This is a genomic window from Micromonospora sp. CA-111912 (assembly GCF_050948415.1).
GTDB lineage: Bacteria > Actinomycetota > Actinomycetes > Mycobacteriales > Micromonosporaceae > Micromonospora.
Genome location: NZ_CP192007.1, coordinates 1 through 16800, shown reverse-complemented (window position 1 = coordinate 16800; position 16800 = coordinate 1). Strand labels below are relative to the sequence as shown.

Below are 16800 nucleotides of genomic sequence, written 5' to 3'. Positions count from 1 at the left end.
GCAGGCGACGGACAAACAGTGCGCATCTCTGCAAGATCAGCTGTACCTAGCTCTGCACTCCAGGCCGTACCCCGACACCGCCCCAAGCGGTGGTCGCCCGGCTGTCCCGCCTGGACCGGCTACTGCCCGTCTGGATTGGCCTGGCCATGGTCGCCGGCCTGCTGCTCGGCCGGCTCGTTCCCGGGCTGAACAGTGCCCTGGATGCGGTGAACATCGGCGGCATCTCCCTGCCGATCGCCCTCGGACTCCTCATCATGATGTATCCGGTTCTGGCGAAAGTCCGCTACGACCGGCTCGACACCGTCACCAGCGACCGCCGGATGCTGATCTCCTCGCTGATCCTCAACTGGATCCTCGGCCCCGCCGTCATGTTCGCCCTCGCCTGGATCTTCCTGGCCGACCAACCCGAATACCGCACCGGCCTAATCATCGTCGGGCTCGCCCGCTGCATCGCCATGGTCATCATCTGGAACGACCTCGCCTGCGGCGACCGCGAAGCCGCCGCCGTCCTGGTCGCCCTCAACTCCGTGTTCCAGGTCCTCGCCTTCGGCCTACTCGGCTGGTTCTACCTCACCGTGTTGCCGAACTGGCTGCACCTGCCCGGCGCGCACCTCGACATCTCCGGCTGGAGCATCGCCGGCAACGTCCTAATCTTCCTCGGTGTCCCGTTGCTGGCCGGCTACCTCACCCGCCGGCTCGGCGAGCGCACCAAGGGCCGCACCTGGTATGAATCCGCGTTCCTACCGAAGATCGGACCGGTCGCGCTCTACGGCCTGCTGTTCACCATCGTGATCCTCTTCGCCCTGCAAGGCGACGCCATCACCTCCCAACCCTGGGACGTGGCCCGCATCGCCCTGCCACTCCTGGCCTACTTCGCCATCATGTGGGCCGGCTCCTACGCCCTCGGCCGTGGCATCGGCCTGAACTACCAGCGCACCACCACCCTCGCCTTCACCTCCGCCGGCAACAACTTCGAACTCGCCATCGCCGTGGCCATCGGCACCTTCGGCGTCACCTCCGGCCAAGCCCTCGCCGGCGTAGTCGGCCCACTCATCGAAGTGCCCGTCCTCGTCGCCCTGGTCTACGTCAGCCTCGCCCTGCGCCAACGCCTGTTCCCCAACGACGCGGCCACCACCAGCGCGACACGCCCGTGATGCTCCACCTGCTGGGCATGACACCCGTCCAGATAATCGCCAAACCCACCGTCACCGCCGGCCGGGCCTTCGCCGGCATCGCCCCGGCCTCAGCGCCCAGCTTCGTCGCCGCCCAGCTCCTCGCCGCCTGGTACCCCCACGCCGCAGACTCCACCGGCGCCATCGTCGTGCCGCACCTTCGGCACCCGCGAACGCGTCGGCCGCCACCACGGCACCTGGCGCGACGTCACCCTCATCGAACGCCGCAGCCCGATCTTTGTCTGACAGGAAGAACATCACCATGAGCAACAAGCCCAGCGTCCTCTTCGTCTGCGTCCACAATGCCGGCCGCTCCCAGATGGCCGCCGGCTGGCTCCGCCACCTCGCCGGTGACACCGTCGAGGTCCGCTCCGCTGGCTCCGAACCGGCCGGCCAGATCAACCCCATAGCCGTCGAGGCCATGCGCGAGGTGGGCATCGACATCACCGGTCAGATCCCAGCCCGGCTCACCTGGGACGCCGCCGAAGCCAGCGATGTCATCATCACCATGGGCTGCGGTGACGCCTGCCCCGTCTTTCCCGGCAAGCGCTACGAAGACTGGAAACTCACCGACCCGGCCGGGCAATCCCTCGACGTCGCCCGCCAAGTCCGCGACGACATCAAGATCCGAGTCACCGACCTGATCGCCAGCATCGAGCCACAAGGCTGAGTAAACCGGTTTGCTGATGAGCAGACGTCAACCTTCAGTGGTTCGCCATCTGCTCAGTTTGGCTTGACGAACGTGCCCTTCCCGGGCACGACGTAGACCAGGCACGCTCTGCGGCACTTCTTCGCCACAACGCTGATCACCAACCACGTTGAGCCGCAGGAGGTGCAGCGCCTGCTTCGACACCGGACGCTGCGGATCACGCTGGAGACGTATGTGCACTGGCTCCCGAAGCGAGACCGGCCTAGCGGCGTCGTTGGCTCGGTCTTGAGCTCGGCGGCACAGCGTGCGAGCAAGGGCGCCAGGCGGTCACAAGATCAAAGCTGACTTGTGCCCTACGTGTGCCCGTTGATCTTGTTCCGATGAAACGCCTGATCAGAGGCGGTAAGAGTGGAGCCCAGGGGACTCGAACCCCTAACCCCTGCCTTGCAAAGGCAGTGCTCTGCCAGTTGAGCTAGGGCCCCGAGGGCGGGCGAAGCCGCCGGGAGCTGAGTGTCGAAGAAATGATCAGCGCAGGTCAGGGGCGGTGGTTGCCTCATGCCACAGGGCGCGCTCGTCGTTCGAAACCTTGATCTTCCTGACCACCACGGCGGCCACGCCGACAATGCCGGCCAGAATCAGGAGCTTCTTGAACATGGGGCGACCCCTTGCGCTCGACAGCCGTCGGAACCATGTGCGGTGGGGCTAGCTGGAATCGAACCAGCGACCTCAGAGTTATCAGCTCTGCGCTCTAACCGACTGAGCTATAGCCCCGCGTGGCGACGGCCAAGGTTAACGCATCCGCCCGCCGCGCCCCAAATCGGGGGCCGGTGGCGAGTCCGTGCTCGCCGTACCCCCTGAAACTACCCGGACGCACGACGCCGGGGCGACCGCTTTACGCGGCGCGCCCCGGCGTCGGGTGCGATCAGTCCCGCTCGGCGAGCGTCAGCTCGATCCCGCCGACCAGGTCGGCGCAGACGTTGTAGACGAACGCGCCGAGGGTGGCGAGCGCGGTGAACAGGACGACGTTGACCAGACCGATCAGGGCGGAGCTGAGGATCACGCCCTTGGCGGTGATCTGGAAGCCGCTCGTGCTCTGTCCGCCGGCGTTGACCAGGTCGCTCAGGCTCTCGTTGACGCTCTGGAACACCCCCATCGCGTCCAGCGCCAGGTAGAGCACCGAGGTGGCGACGACCACCACGATGAAGAGCACCACGGAGACGGCGAAGGCGAACTTCATCACGGACCAGGGGTCGATCCGCTTCAGGTTCAGCCGGGCCCGCCGCGGCCCGCGGGACGCGGCGGAGCTGACCGAGGTACGCGCGGCACGTACAGCCTCACCGACCCGGGCGGCCCCGACGGCCGAGGCCGACGACCCAGCGACCCCCGGCGGCAGCCCGCCGCCGTTGGCGGGGCGTCCCCCCGCGCTCGGACGGGTGCCGTCCAGGCGCGGGTTGGCCGTGCCGCCACCGACACGCGGCAGTGTGCCGGTGGCGGCGCTGCCGGTCGACTGGCCGCTTCCTGTCCGGATCGGCGCTGTCGTCCCCGGGCGGCCGGCGCTGCCCGCCCCCGCAGCCGGGGCAGCCGGAGCAACCGCGGAGGTGGGCGCGTCGACGCCGGCTGTCTCCGTCTTGTCACCGGCCCCCGATTCGTCGCCGGGGGTTTCCGGCGGCGGTGCCATACCGGGAGCCCGGGTGAACTTCGGGGCAGGCGCGTCGGCGGGGACCGTCGCCCGGCCCACGGCCGCGCGGCCGGTCGCTGGTGCGCCGCCCTTCGCGGCGGCCTCCTCGTCGACCGGGTTGGCCGAGGTCCCCTTGTTCCCCGACTTCGCCTGTGTCTCCGTCATCAACTAGTCCTGTTCGTCAGGCTCGTCGGCATTGCGAGCAATCGCCACGATAGTCACGCCGTCCGGGAGGTCCATCAGCTTGACCCCCATTGTGTTCCGGTCACGCGTACGGCGTACAGGCTTCACCGGAGTCCGGATGACGCCACCGTTGCTGGTGATCGCGAACAGCTCGTCGTCCGGGTCGATCACCACAGCGCCGACCAGACCACCGCGTCGCTCGGTGATCTTCGCAGTCAGCACGCCTTTACCTCCCCGGCCCTGGACCGGGTATTCCTCGATCGGGGTACGTTTCGCGAATCCCCCGTTCGTGGCCACCAGCACGTCCAGCCCTTCGCGGACGACCTCCATCGCGAGCAGGACGTCGTCGTCGCTGAACCGCATGCCGATCACGCCCGACGTGGCCCGGCCCATCGGCCGCAGTGCCTCGTCGGTGGCGTTGAAGCGGATCGCCTGGGCGTTCTTGGAGACCAGCAGCAGATCGTCGGACGGGCCGACCAGGGCAGCACCGACCAGCTCGTCCTCATCGCGCAGGTTGATCGCGATGATTCCGCCGGAACGGTTGGAGTCGAACTCCTCGAGCCGCGTCTTCTTCACCAGGCCGTTCTTCGTGGCCAGTACCAGGTAGGGGGCCACCTGATAGTTCGGAATTTCGATGATCTGTGCGATCTGCTCGTCCGGTAGGAAAGCGAGCAGATTGGCCACGTGCTGGCCCTTGGCTACCCTACTGGCTTCCGGAAGCTCGTACGCCTTGGCCCGGTACACGCGACCCTTGTTCGTGAGGAACAGGATCCAGTCGTGGGTCGAGCAGACGAAGAAGTGGCTGACGATGTCGTCCTGCCGCAGCGTGGCGCCGCTGACGCCCTTGCCGCCGCGACGCTGGGAGCGGTACAGATCGACCTTGGTCCGCTTCGCGTACCCGGTGCGGGTGATGGTGACCACCACGTCCTCGCGGGCGATGAGGTCCTCCATCGAGACCTCGCCGTCAAACGGCAGGATCTTCGTCCGCCGCTCGTCGCCCCACTTCGCGATGATCTCGCCGAGCTCCTCCGAGACGATCCGCCGCTGCCGCTCCGGCTTGGCCAGGATGTCCTTGAGATCGGCGATCTCGATTTCGAGCTTGGCCAGGTCGTCGAGGATCCGCTGCCGTTCCAGGGCGGCGAGCCGGCGTAGCTGCATGTCCAGGATCGCGGTGGCCTGGATCTCGTCGATCTCCAGCAGCCGGATCAGGCCCTGCCGGGCGTCCTCGACGGTCGGCGACCGCCGGATCAGAGCGATCACCTCGTCGAGGGCGTCCAGCGCCTTCGACAGGCCGCGCAGGATGTGCGCCCGCTCCTCGGCCTTGCGCAGCCGGAACGCGGTCCGCCGCCGGATCACCTCGATCTGGTGCTCGACGTAGTACCGCAGGAACTGGGCCAGGTTCAGCGTGCGCGGCACGCCGTCGACCAGCGCCAGCATGTTGGCGCCGAAGGTCTCCTGGAGCTGGGTGTGCTTGTAGAGGTTGTTGAGCACCACCTTGGCGACCGCGTCGCGCTTGAGCACGAGCACGATCCGCATGCCGGTACGCCCGGAGGACTCGTCCCGGATGTCGGCGATGCCGGCGAGCTTGCCCTCCTTGATCAGCTCGGCGATCCGCTCGGCGAGGTTGTCGGGGTTGACCTGGTAGGGCAACTCGCTGACCACCAGGCAGGGGCGGCCCCGCTTGTCCTCCTCGACCTCCACCACGGCCCGCATCCGGATCGACCCACGGCCCGTCCGGTACGCGTCCTGGATGGCCTGGGTGCCCACGATCAGGCCGTGGGTGGGGAAGTCCGGACCCTTGACGATCTCGATGAGCGCGTCGAGGGTGGTCGCCTCGTCGACTTCCGGGTTTTCCAGGCACCACTGCACGGCCGCGCCGATCTCGCGCAGGTTGTGCGGCGGGATCTTGGTGGCCATGCCGACCGCGATGCCCTCGGAGCCGTTGATCAGCAGGTTCGGGATGCGGGACGGCAGGATGGTGGGCTCCTTGGCCCGGCCGTCGTAGTTGTCCTGGAGGTCGACGGTGTCCTCGTCGATGTCCCGCAGCATTTCCATCGCCAGCGGGTCGAGCTTGCATTCGGTGTAGCGCATGGCGGCAGCCGGATCGTTACCGGGCGAGCCGAAGTTGCCGTTGCCGTCGACCAGCGGGTAGCGCAGCGACCAGGGCTGCGCCATCCGGACCAGCGCGTCGTAGATGGCCGAGTCGCCGTGCGGGTGGAACTGGCCCATCACGTCGCCGACGACCCGGGAGCACTTGACGTAGCCGCGGTCCGGCCGGTAGCCGGAGTCGAACATGGCGTAGAGGATCTTGCGGTGGACCGGCTTGAGCCCGTCCCGGACGTCCGGCAGCGCCCGCCCGACGATGACGCTCATCGCGTAGTCGAGGTAGGAGCGCTGCATCTCCACCTCGAGCCCTACCGGCTCGATGCGGTCATGCGCCACGACTGCGGCGGCAGCGGCCTCGGGGACCTCGGGCTCGCTCGGGGTGGACTCGGGGGTATCGGTCACTGTTAACCCTTATCAGAATCAGAGTCGGTTTCGTGCTGTGGATAACCGCTGTGGAAACCGGCCAGGCTGTGGATAACCCTGTGGATCGGCGGACCGCCCGGTGGACGACCGGGGCGGCCCGCCCGGTCCGTCAGATGTCCAGGAAGCGGACGTCCTTGGCGTTGCGCTGGATGAACGAGCGACGCGCCTCGACGTTCTCACCCATCAGCACGCTGAACAGCTCGTCCGCGGTCGCCGCGTCGTCGAGCGTGACCTGCCGCAGGGTGCGGGTGCCCGGGTTCATCGTGGTCTCCCAGAGCTCGGGATAGTTCATCTCGCCGAGACCCTTGAACCGCTGGATGTCGTCCGGCTTGGCGTTCGGCTTCTTCTGCTGGCGCAGCGCGATCAGCCCGTCCCGCTCCCGGTCCGAGTACGCGTACTGCGCGTCGTCACCCTTCTTGTTCCACTTGATCTTGTAGAGCGGCGGAGCGGCCAGGTAGACGTGGCCCATCTCGACCAGCGGACGCATGAAGCGGAACAGCAGGGTGAGCAGCAACGTCTGGATGTGCTGGCCGTCGACGTCCGCGTCGGCCATGAGCACCACCTTGTGGTACCGCAGCTTCTCCATGTCGAAGTCGTCGTGGATGCCGGTGCCCAGCGCGGTGATCAGCGCCTGGACCTCGTTGTTCTTCAGCACCCGGTCGATCCGGGCCTTCTCCACGTTGAGGATCTTGCCGCGGATCGGCAGGATCGCCTGGGTCCGCGGGTCGCGGCCCTGCTTGGCCGAGCCGCCGGCCGAGTCGCCCTCGACGATGAACACCTCGGACTCGCGCGGGTCGGTGGACTGGCAGTCGGCCAGCTTGCCCGGCATCGAGCCGGACTCCAGCAGCGACTTGCGCCGGGCCAGCTTGCGTGCCTGCTGCGCGGCGATCCGGGCTCGGGCCGCCTGGGACGCCTTGGTAATGATCATCTTGGCTTCGGCCGGGTTGCGGTCGAACCAGTCGACCAGCCGGTCGTTGCAGACCCGCTGCACGAAGCTCTTCACCGGGGTGTTGCCGAGCTTGGTCTTGGTCTGGCCCTCGAACTGCGGGTTCGCCAGCTTGACCGAGATGATCGCGGCCAGGCCCTCCCGGATGTCCTCGCCGGAGAGCTTCTCGTCGCCCTTGAGCAGCTTCTTGTCCGCGCCGTAGCGGTTGACCACGCCGGTCAGCGCGGACCGGAAGCCCTCCTCGTGGGTGCCGCCCTCGTGGGTGTTGATCGTGTTGGCGAAGGTGTAGACCGACTCGCCGTACGACTCGTTCCACTGCATGGCGATCTCGAGCGACATGCCCTCCTCCTCGGCACCGAACTCGACCACCGTCTTGTGGATCGGGTTCTTCGAGGCGTTGAGGTGCCGGACGAAGTCGGCGATGCCGCCCTTGTAGCAGAAGGTGACCTCGCGCGGCTTGCCCTCCTCGCCCTCCTGGACCCGCTCGTCGAGCAGGTGGATGGTGAGGCCGCGGTTGAGGAAGGCCATCTCCTGGATGCGGCGGTAGATGGTCTGGAAGTCGAAGTCGACGGTCTCGAACACGTCGGGGTCGGGCCAGAACGTCACCGTGGAACCGGTGCGGTCGGTGGCCTCACCCTTGTCCAGCGGGCCCGGCTTGGAGTTGGTGTACTTCTGGCGCCAGACGAAGCCGGACTTGTGGATCTCCACCGCCATCCGGCTGGAGAGGGCGTTGACGACGGACACGCCGACGCCGTGCAGACCGCCGGAAACGGCGTACGCCTTGCCGTCGAACTTGCCGCCGGCGTGCAGCACGGTCAGCGCCACCTCGACGCCCGGCTTCTTCAACTTGGGGTGCAGGTCGACCGGGAAGCCCCGGCCGTTGTCGGTGACCTGGACCCCGCCGTCGGCCAGCAGCACCACGTCGATGGTGTCGCAGTATCCGGCCAGCGCCTCGTCGACAGCGTTGTCGACGACCTCCCACACCAGGTGGTGCAGACCGCGCTCACCGGTCGACCCGATGTACATGCCGGGCCGCTTACGGACCGCCTCCAGCCCTTCGAGGACGGTGATCGACTCGGCGCCGTACTCCTGCTTGTCCTGCGCTGCCACCCTCGGCCACTTTCTCGCGCCCCCGAGCCGCAAGCGGCGCGTCGGACGCGGGTTCGGCGGACAGGACGCGACGTCGGCGCGCGGCCCGAGACCGGTGGAAACCGGGGTACGGGCCGGAACGCCGGTCGCCACGGTTGCCCGCGGATCGCGATCGGCTCGACCCGACGTGGAACAATGATCTCGGACCTTTGGTGGGCCCGCGTCCGTCGCTCCGTGTCGGGTCTTCGTCTCGCCTCAATCTTACTGTGCGCGGACGACAGAACCGCCACTCGGCACCCCTTTCGCGGCGGCTGAGACCTCCGTAGCCGGCCGAACCGCGCCACCCGCGACTCCCCCTACACGCCAAGCTCCGATCGGCGGACGGCGTCGCCGCCGATCGGGCCGGAGCGCTGAGGGGCCGGGGTCGCGTCGGGGGCCGCCACGGGCGTACGTTTGCGGCGCCCAGCGTGGCTGGTCTTGATCTTTTCCGGTCGGAACCGGACGATCGACCCGAACGATCCGACACGTGCTCTCAAGGGGTGACGCCAGATGGGGCTGGACAACGTCGCGGTGCACTGGCCGCGGACCGGCCGCTTCTACGACCCGGTCGCACCGGCCGAGTTCGTCGATTTCGGCGAGATCGTCGACCTGCCGCGGATCTCCGCGCCGACGGCGGCCCTCGCGGAACACATCGCCAAGACCGGTGCCGTCCGGGCCACGGCGTACACCGAGCTGGTCGATCTCCTGCTCGGGCTGGAGAATGTGCTCTACGCCACGGAAGCCGCCGCCGAGGACGAGGACCCGGTGATCGACCCGGACGGTTGCGCCTGGGTCGCCGGCGGGGTCGAGCGCTTCGTGGCCGGGCACCGCCCGCACGGGGAGACGGTCGACTTCGACTCGGTGAGCGCCGTGCTGCGCGGCCTGCTCGCCGACGGTCGCCTCGCCGAGCAGCAGCTGCGCTGGCTGGGCAGCCGGCTGGACGCGCTGCGCGACGAGAACGGCGACCCGCCGCAGTGGAACTTCACCTGCGCCGAGCTGGGCGTGCTGGCGGCCTTCTACCGCCGTTGCGCCGACCGCGGCTTCGCGGTCTACGCCGACGCCTGACCGGGGTTCGCACCGCCCGCGCCGGCCCGGTTCGTCGCCGCGATCACCCGGGTCAGGACGGCGTGCAGGTCCCGCAGCTCCTCGATCGGCATCCCGAGCCGCCGCACGATCGCCGGCGGGATCTCCTCGGCGCGGGCACGCAGCGCCTCGCCGCCCGCGGTGAGCGTCACGGCCAGGCTGCGCTCGTCGGCGGGGTCCCGCTCCCGCCGGACGTACCCGTTGGCCTCCAGACGCTTGAGCAGCGGTGAGAGCGTCCCTGGGTCGAGCTGCAACAGGCGGCTGAGCTCCCGTACGGACAGCGGCGCATGCTGCCACAGCGCGAGCATGACCAGGTACTGCGGATGGGTCAGCCCCATCGGCTCCAGCAACGGCCGGTAGACGGCGACCACGCCCCGAGCCGCCACGGACAGCGCGAAGCACACCTGCTCCTCCAGGGCCAGGGGATCGCCCTCAAGCTGGTCGGACACCGCAGGCCTCCTCGTCGTCGCCGTTGCGATCCTAGCAACGATTGGTGTACCAATTATTGGTGCACGAAGTGTTTCCGGGCGCGGTGCGGGAGAGGTCAGGCGGATGAGCGACGACAAGCAGGTGGGCGACTCCTCCGGCAGGGGCGGCCGCCTCATGGGCTGGGTGTTCCGCAACCTCGCCGGCCCTTCCCAGGTGCAGGGAGCGGTGCAGGGCGGCTCGCGCCATGCCCGGGAGGCGTGGAAGCAGGACCTGGAAAGGCGTAAGCAGTGGAGCCGTGAGCAGCGGGAACGCAAACGCGCCGAGCGAGAGGCTCAGCGTCCCGGCCACTGATCGTCAGCCGTAGGTGTCGCGTGGGCCCCGGCCCCGGACCCTGCGTGGCCCACGCGACCAGGACGGCGCGGCCGGGCCATGAATGTGCAGCCTGCGCACCACGTTGTGGCCCACCTCGCTGGCGATCTTCTTCAGCAGGGAACCGGCGAGCAGCCGTAGTTGGGTCGCCCATGCGGTGGACCGGGCCTCCACGGTCAGCTCGCCGTTCTCCAGCTTCACCGGACGGCTGTTCTGGGCCACCTCGGAGCCGACCACTCGTTCCCACGCGCCGAAGACCGTCGCCTCGGCGGCCGGCTGCTCCCAGCCGCGCGCCTTGACCAGCCGGTTGAGCACGGCACTCAGCGGCTGAGGGTCACGCGGATCCGGCCCCGGGCCCGAGTAGCCGCGCAGCCGCCGACCGCCCTCGCCGTCGCCGGACACCACGCTGCGCCGACGGGTCCGGGCCGCCGAGTCACGGCGGGCCTTCGCGGCGTCCAGCACCGCCCGGGCCAACTCCGGCCCCGCCGCCCCCGCGGAGGCGTCGTTGCCGCCCCCAGCGCCGCTACCGGCGGCCGCTGGACCGTCGGCCACCGGACCGTCGGGCCGCCCGGCACCCTCGGCCGGCGGTGCCGCCTGGCCGCCGTCGCGCCGCCCGGCCCGGCGCGGCGCGCCCCCACCCCCGGCCGCGTCCCCGCCGGCCGTCGCGCCAGCCGGGGTACGTCCCGGGCGCGACGGCCCGAGGCGGGCCGGTGGAAGCTCCCGCTCAGCCGACACGATGCACCGTCCCCTCGCCGACCTGGTACCGGGCGCCCCGCAGGCCGCTCGGCACGTCGTCGTCCACGGCGCAGGTCACCAGCACCTGGCTGGCCCCGCCGACCAGCTCCGCCAGCCGCTCCCGGCGACCCGCGTCCAGCTCGGCGAAGACGTCGTCGAGCACCAGCACCGGCTCGATGCCATCGGATCGGAGCAGGTCGTACCCGGCCAGCCGCAGCGCCAGCGCGAGCGACCAGGACTCGCCGTGGCTGGCGTACCCCTTCGCGGGCAGCGGGCCGAGGTTGAGCACCAGATCGTCGCGGTGCGGGCCGACCAGGGTGGTGCCCCGCTCGACCTCGGCCGACCGGGACTCGGCCAGCGCCGCCGTCAACGCCTCGACCAGCGCCGCCCGGTCGGGCGTCGGGTCGGTCAGCTCCACCGACGGCCGGTACGTGACACCGGCCGCGCCCCGGCCAGCCGCCACCGTGTCGTACGCCTTGGTGACGTGCGGGCCGAGCGCGGCGACCAGCTCCAGCCGGCCGGCGAGCAGCTCGGCGCCGTGCCGGGCCAGGTGGGTGTCCCAGACGGCGAGGGTGGCCAGGTCCCCGCCCCGCGACCCGCCGGTCTTGCGGGCCAGGTACGCGGTACGCAACAGGGCGTTGCGCTGCTTGACCACCCGCTCGTAGTCGGCGCGCACCCCGGCGTACCGGGGCTGGCGGTTGACCAGCAGGTCGTCGAGGTAGCGGCGGCGCTCGGCCGGGTCGCCCCGGACGAGTTCCAGGTCCTCCGGGGCGAACAGCACCAGCCGCAGCGCGCCGAGGACGTCGCGGGCCCGCCGTGCCGGCGAGCGCCCCAACCGAGCCCGGTTGGCCTTGCCCGGCACGATCTCCAGCTCGACCAGCAGCTCGCGCCCGTCGTGCACCACGGCGCACCGGATCACCGCGGAGGACGCCCCCATCCGGACCAGGGGGGCGTCCGTGGCGACCCGGTGCGAGTCCAGGGTCGCCACGTAGCCCAGCGCCTCGGCCAGGTTGGTCTTGCCGACGCCGTTGGCGCCGGTCAGGACGTTCGGACCCGGCTCCAGATCGACGCCGACCCGCTCGTACGAGCGGAAGTCGACCAGTTCGAGCCGGCGGACGTACACAGGCTGTGGATACCGCTCAGCGCTTGTGGACGGCGTGCCCGCCGAACTGCTGGCGCAGCGCGGCGACGGCCTTCATCGCGGGCGAGTCGTCCTGCCGCGAGGCGAACCGGGCGAACAGCGCCGCCGTGATGACGTTCAACGGCACGGCCAGCCGGACTGCCTCGTCGACCGTCCACCGGCCCTCGCCCGTGTCCTCGGTATAGCCGCTCAGCTCGGCCAGCTCCGGGTCCTCGTCGAGGGCGCGGTCGAGCAGGTCGAGCAGCCAGGAGCGGACGACGGTGCCCTCGCGCCAGGACTTGAACACGCCCGGCACGTTGGTGACGATCTCCGACTTGGCGAGCAGCTCGTAGCCCTCGGCGTAGGCGTGCATGAGGCCGTACTCGATGCCGTTGTGCACCATCTTGGCGTAGTGGCCGGCACCGACCGGGCCGGCGTGCACGAAACCGAACTCGCCGGCCGGCTTGAGCGCCTCGAAGATCGGCAGCAGCCGGTCGACGTGCTCCTGCGCCCCGCCGACCATCAGGCCGTAGCCGTTCTGCTTGCCCCAGACGCCGCCGGAGACGCCGACGTCGAGGTAGCCGATGCCCTGCTCCGCGAGCCGCTCGGCGCGGGGCCCGTCGTCGCTGAACCGGGAGTTCCCGCCGTCGATGATGATGTCGCCCGCGCCGAGCACGCCGGCGAGGTCGTCGATGGTCGTGTCGGTGACGCCGGCCGGGACCATCACCCAGACGGCGCGGGGCGCGTCGAGCTTGTCGACCAGCTCGGCCAGGCTCGCGGCGTCGCTCAGCTCCGCGTTGCGGTCGTAGCCGACCACCTCGTGCCCGGCGGCGCGCAACCGCTCACGCATGTTGCCGCCCATCCGGCCGAGTCCTACCAGGCCGAGCTGCATCTGTTCCTACCTCCGCTGCGTCTGGATCAAGAAATGTGCGATCAGCGGGAGACGCGGATCGGCATGATGAGGTACCGGTACCCCGAGACGACCTCACCATCCTCGCCTGCGGGGGAAATCACCGCCGGCTTGAACGCGTCGACGAACGTGAGCAGCGCGAACTGGGCACCCAGGTTGTTCAGGCCGTCGATCAGGTACTGCGGGTTGAAGCCGATGGTCAGCGCCTCACCGGTGAAGGTGGCGTCCATGGCCTCGCTGGCCCGGGCCTCCTCGGTGCCGCCGGCCTCGACGACGAGCCCGTCGGAGCTGAAGCTGAGCAGCACCGGGGTGGTGCGCTCGGCGACCAGGGCGACCCGCTTCACGACCTCGATCAGGGTGCTCACCGCCACCCGGGCCTCGGCGTTGTGGCTGCTCGGGAACAGTGAGCGGACCGGCGGGTAGTTCGCGCCGTCGAGCAGCCGGCTGGTGGTGCGCCGGGTGCCGCCGGAGAAACCGATCATGCCCTCGCCGGCAGCGCCCTGGGAGAGCGCCATGGTGACCTGGCCGCCGAGCGGGCCGAGGGCCTTGGCGGTGTCGTGCAGGGTCCGGGCCGGCACGAGGGCGTTGATGCTCACCTCGGGGTTGTCCGGGTTCCACTCCATCTCGCGCAGGGCGAGGCGGTACCGGTCGGTGGCGAGCATGGCCAGGTTGCCGCCGGAGAGCTCGATCCGGACGCCGGTCATCATCGGCAGGGTCTCGTCCCGGCCGGCGGCCACGGCGACCTGGGCGACGGCTGCGGCGAACGCCGCGGCGTCGACGGTGCCGGCGCTCTCCGGCATCTCCGGGAGGGCGGGGTAGTCCTCCACCGGCATGGTGGGCAGGGTGAACCGGGCACTGCCGCAGACCAGTTCCAGATGCGCGCCTACTGCGGCGATGTCGACCGGCTTGGCCGGAAGCGCCTTGGTGATCTCAGCGAGCAGCCGCCCGGAGACCAGCGCGGCACCGTCGGCGTCGCCCTGCACCTCGACGGTCACCTGGCTGGAGACCTCGTAGTCGAAGCCGGAGACCTGCAGGTTGCCGTCGGTCACCCGGAGCATCACGCCGGCCAGCACCGGTACGGAAGGCCTGCTGGGCAGGCTCTTCGCGGTCCACGCAACGGCCTCGGCGAGCGCGTCGCGCTCTACTCGGAACTTCATCAATGCCTCCGCGTCGACGTCAGCGACAACTCTCTCATGCCGACCGCTGCCTACCGTCCCGCCCGACCGTGCGGGTCCCATCGCACCTTAGGGCGCGGGGGCATCGGCTGTGCGCCCGACCCCGCGGATCGCGTCGGTGCCGGACGGGCTGTCCCCGGCCGTTCCGACCCCGATCCACAGGAAGCCCAACGGTGATGATTGGTTTTTGTTTCTCTATAGAAGAGAAACCCATCGTCTTCATCGCACCTGTGGAAACTGTGGAAAACCGACGTCTGGGCAGGTCAGACAGGTTATCCACCGGTGGATTGGCTGTGGAGAACCAGGGGTACAACCGGCCCCGCGATCCACAGGCCACCCGGCAGCGCCCAGTTGTCCACAGCTGTCCACCGGTTATCCACCGGTTATCCACCGACTTTCTCCCCAGACCTGTGGACGGGCCGACCCGCTCGGACCGCCGTCGTCCCCAGAACCTTCAACAGGAAATCCACAGGACCCCTCAGATCGGTGGACAACGCAGGCGTTGTCCCCAGGCGTCCACAGGCTCGTCCCCAGGTTTTTCCACAGCCTGTGGGTAACCGGCGGGGGACTGACCGTAGTTTTCCACCGGCTGTGGAAAACCGGCTGTGGAAAACCGGCCGCGACTGTGGACAACGAGCAGCGGCGGTGGACGGGCATCGCCCGATTCTGTGGCGTCAACCCGGTCGAGGGTCGAGCCCGAACCGCTCGGGACGCCCTGTGGACAACGGAACCGTCGGGCGGAATGTGTCCGGGGTCACCCGCCTCCGAACGCGCGGACGCCCGGCCGAATCCGGCCGGGCGTCGGGTTCTCGCGCCGCGGGTAGGCGGCGGGCGTACGGCTCAGGTGGTCTGCTTGATCCGGTTGGTCAGCTCGGCGATCTGGTTGTAGAGCGAGCGGCGCTCCGCCATCTGCTGACGGATCTTCCGGTCGGCGTGCATGACGGTGGTGTGGTCCCGGCCCCCGAACGCCTGCCCGATCCGGGGCAACGACAGGTCGGTCAGCTCGCGGCACAGGTACATGGCCACCTGGCGGGCGTTGACCAGCACCCGGGAGCGGGAGTGCCCGCGCAGGTCCTCCAGGCTGACCCCGAAGTAGTCGGCGGTGGAGACCATGATCTGGTCCGCGGTGATCTCGGGGCCGGCGCCGTCGGGGATGAAGTCCCGCAGCACCTCCTCGGCCAGCGAGAGCTCCACGGTCGACCGGGTGAGGCTGGCGAACGCGGTGACGCGGATCAGCGCCCCCTCCAACTCCCGGATCGAGTTCGACACCCGTGAGGCGATGAACTCCAGTACGTCCGGCGGGGCGTACAGCCGCTCCTGGGCCGCCTTCTTCTGCAGGATCGCGATCCGGGTCTCCAGATCCGGTGGCTGGATGTCGGCCAGCAACCCCCACTCGAACCGGGTCCGCAGCCGGTCCTCCAGCGTGGCGAGCTGCTTCGGCGACCGGTCTGAGGTGATCACGATCTGCTTGTTGGCGTTGTGCAGGGTGTTGAAGGTGTGGAAGAACTCCTCCTGGGTCCGCTCGCGGTTCTCCAGGAACTGGATGTCGTCGATCAGCAGGATGTCGACGTCGCGGTAGCGGCGCTGGAACGCGCTGGTCTTGTCGTCCCGCAGCGAGTTGATGAAGTCGTTGGTGAACTCCTCGGTCGAGACGTACCGGACCGAGCGGGCGTTGCCGAGCGTGGTGGCGTAATGGCCGATGGCGTGCAGCAGGTGGGTCTTCCCCAGCCCGGAACTGCCGTAGATGAACAGCGGGTTGTACGCCTTCGCGGGCGACTCGGCCACCGCGACCGAGGCGGCGTGCGCGAACCGGTTGGACGAGCCGATCACGAACGTCTCGAACATGTACTTCGGGTTGAGCCGGTTCCCGCCGGCCTCCGCGCCGCCGGGCCGTCGGTCGTCCCGGCCACCGGGCCGGTGATCCGCGACGCTGCGCCCCGGACCGCTGTCCGTCGCGCCGTCGCGGGGCAGCCGCGGGCCGCTCGTCGGCCCGGCGTCGCGGTACCGGGGCTCGTAGGGCCGGCTGTCGGCACCCGAGCGCCCCTCGTAGCCGCGCCGGCCCGGCGGAGGCGGTTCGGCGAAGGCGGCGCTGAACAGCGGCTCCTGGGCGTCCCGGCTGGCCGGCACCAGCCCCGGCCGGTGACCGTCGGAGCGCGCGGGGGCGTCATCCGCCGACGAGTGCTCCGACGTGTCGTGCTCCGGGTAACCGGCGTCTTCGCGTCCGGAACCGGTTGGTCGGCCGCGGCCGGCGTGGGCCTGTTCACCCCGGTCCGGGTACCCGGGGGCGGGGAAGCCGGGCTCCGGCTCGTGCCGGTCCGGTCCCTGCCCGTCGTAGCCGCGGACGTCGAAGCCGGGCGGGCCGTCGAAGCCGGGCGGGCCGTCGGCGTCGGGGACACTGCGGTAGACCGTGCCCGCCGGGCGTCCGGCCGCGTCCTCGGTCACCCGAACGGTGACGGCCACCTGGATCGGCCTGCCGAACCGCCGGGTCAGTGCCTCGGTGATGGCGGGCCGCAGCCGGGACTCGATCACGTCGCGGGTGAACGCGTCCGGGACGGAGAGCAGTGCGGTGTCCTCCACGATCGCGCGGAGGCGGGTGAGCCGCAGGTACGCACGTTGCTGCGCGGAGATGATCTCATCGGCGAGCTCGTCCGTGGTCGCGGTCCACACCGCGGCAAGGTCGGTAGTACCGGCCAC

General features: G+C 69.8%; 15 protein-coding genes and 2 tRNA genes. 5 read left to right on the top strand and 12 right to left on the bottom strand.

The features are described from left to right. Positions 1-146: 146 nt before the first annotated feature. The 3 genes from arsB (at position 147) to ACQPZO_RS00075 (ending at position 2166) form a co-directional block, all read left to right on the top strand. Positions 147-1154 (top strand): ACR3 family arsenite efflux transporter, encoded by a 1008-nt coding sequence (gene arsB / locus ACQPZO_RS00085; protein WP_433351386.1) that lies wholly within the window; start codon positions 147-149, stop codon positions 1152-1154. 280 nt (positions 1155-1434) lie between these two features. Continuing rightward, on the top strand, positions 1435-1842 hold the full coding sequence (locus ACQPZO_RS00080; RefSeq protein ID WP_433345863.1) for an arsenate reductase ArsC: 408 nt from the start codon (positions 1435-1437) through the stop codon (positions 1840-1842). A gap of 108 nt (positions 1843-1950) precedes the next feature. Beyond that, positions 1951-2166, top strand: coding sequence for a hypothetical protein (locus ACQPZO_RS00075; protein ID WP_433351384.1), 216 nt, complete (start codon positions 1951-1953; stop codon positions 2164-2166). Positions 2167-2230: 64 nt separating this feature from the next. Here ACQPZO_RS00075 and ACQPZO_RS00070 read toward each other — a convergent pair. The 6 genes from ACQPZO_RS00070 to gyrB form a co-directional block, all read right to left on the bottom strand. Further along, positions 2231-2303: transfer RNA gene (locus ACQPZO_RS00070), tRNA-Ala, on the bottom strand. Positions 2304-2346: 43 nt separating this feature from the next. Then, complete coding sequence (locus ACQPZO_RS00065; RefSeq protein ID WP_350880278.1) at positions 2347-2475, bottom strand: DLW-39 family protein; 129 nt, start codon at positions 2473-2475, stop codon at positions 2347-2349. 43 nt (positions 2476-2518) lie between these two features. Further along, positions 2519-2592 (bottom strand) — tRNA-Ile (locus tag ACQPZO_RS00060). Between the two features lie 151 nt (positions 2593-2743). Next, positions 2744-3664 carry a DUF3566 domain-containing protein gene (locus ACQPZO_RS00055; RefSeq protein WP_433345861.1) on the bottom strand — a complete coding sequence of 307 codons (921 nt, stop codon included), beginning with the start codon at positions 3662-3664 and terminating at the stop codon, positions 2744-2746. Positions 3665-3667: 3 nt separating this feature from the next. After that, the gene (gene gyrA, locus ACQPZO_RS00050; protein WP_433345859.1) at positions 3668-6190 is read right to left on the bottom strand and encodes a DNA gyrase subunit A; all 2523 of its coding nucleotides are present in this window, start codon (positions 6188-6190) and stop codon (positions 3668-3670) included. A 130-nt stretch (positions 6191-6320) separates the two neighbouring features. Then, positions 6321-8267, bottom strand: a complete 1947-nt coding sequence (gene gyrB, locus ACQPZO_RS00045) for a DNA topoisomerase (ATP-hydrolyzing) subunit B (protein ID WP_433345857.1) — start codon at positions 8265-8267, stop codon at positions 6321-6323. A gap of 528 nt (positions 8268-8795) precedes the next feature. Here gyrB and ACQPZO_RS00040 point away from each other — a divergent pair. After that, positions 8796-9350, top strand: coding sequence for a hypothetical protein (locus ACQPZO_RS00040; protein ID WP_433345855.1), 555 nt, complete (start codon positions 8796-8798; stop codon positions 9348-9350). On the opposite strand, the gene ACQPZO_RS00035 is transcribed toward ACQPZO_RS00040, so the two are convergent. Then, positions 9335-9817, bottom strand: coding sequence for a MarR family winged helix-turn-helix transcriptional regulator (locus ACQPZO_RS00035; RefSeq protein ID WP_433345853.1), 483 nt, complete (start codon positions 9815-9817; stop codon positions 9335-9337). The two genes, ACQPZO_RS00040 and ACQPZO_RS00035, sit on opposite strands and share 16 nt — an antisense overlap. A 103-nt stretch (positions 9818-9920) precedes the next feature. Between ACQPZO_RS00035 and ACQPZO_RS00030 the strand changes: the two genes are divergently transcribed. Then, positions 9921-10148 (top strand): hypothetical protein, encoded by a 228-nt coding sequence (locus tag ACQPZO_RS00030; protein ID WP_433345850.1) that lies wholly within the window; start codon positions 9921-9923, stop codon positions 10146-10148. A 3-nt stretch (positions 10149-10151) separates the two neighbouring features. Here ACQPZO_RS00030 and ACQPZO_RS00025 read toward each other — a convergent pair whose 3' ends face one another. From ACQPZO_RS00025 to dnaA, 5 genes are all read right to left on the bottom strand, one after another. Next, on the bottom strand, positions 10152-10718 hold the full coding sequence (locus tag ACQPZO_RS00025; RefSeq protein ID WP_433351382.1) for a DUF721 domain-containing protein: 567 nt from the start codon (positions 10716-10718) through the stop codon (positions 10152-10154). A 172-nt stretch (positions 10719-10890) separates the two neighbouring features. After that, positions 10891-12024, bottom strand: a complete 1134-nt coding sequence (gene recF / locus ACQPZO_RS00020; RefSeq protein ID WP_433345848.1) for a DNA replication/repair protein RecF — start codon at positions 12022-12024, stop codon at positions 10891-10893. A gap of 16 nt (positions 12025-12040) precedes the next feature. Then, the gene (gene gnd / locus ACQPZO_RS00015; RefSeq protein ID WP_433345846.1) at positions 12041-12913 is read right to left on the bottom strand and encodes a phosphogluconate dehydrogenase (NAD(+)-dependent, decarboxylating); all 873 of its coding nucleotides are present in this window, start codon (positions 12911-12913) and stop codon (positions 12041-12043) included. A 41-nt stretch (positions 12914-12954) separates the two neighbouring features. Then, positions 12955-14088 (bottom strand): DNA polymerase III subunit beta, encoded by a 1134-nt coding sequence (gene dnaN / locus ACQPZO_RS00010; RefSeq protein WP_387022268.1) that lies wholly within the window; start codon positions 14086-14088, stop codon positions 12955-12957. Between the two features lie 858 nt (positions 14089-14946). Next, positions 14947-16800: a chromosomal replication initiator protein DnaA gene (gene dnaA, locus ACQPZO_RS00005; protein ID WP_433345844.1), complete on the bottom strand. Its 1854-nt coding sequence runs from the start codon at positions 16798-16800 to the stop codon at positions 14947-14949.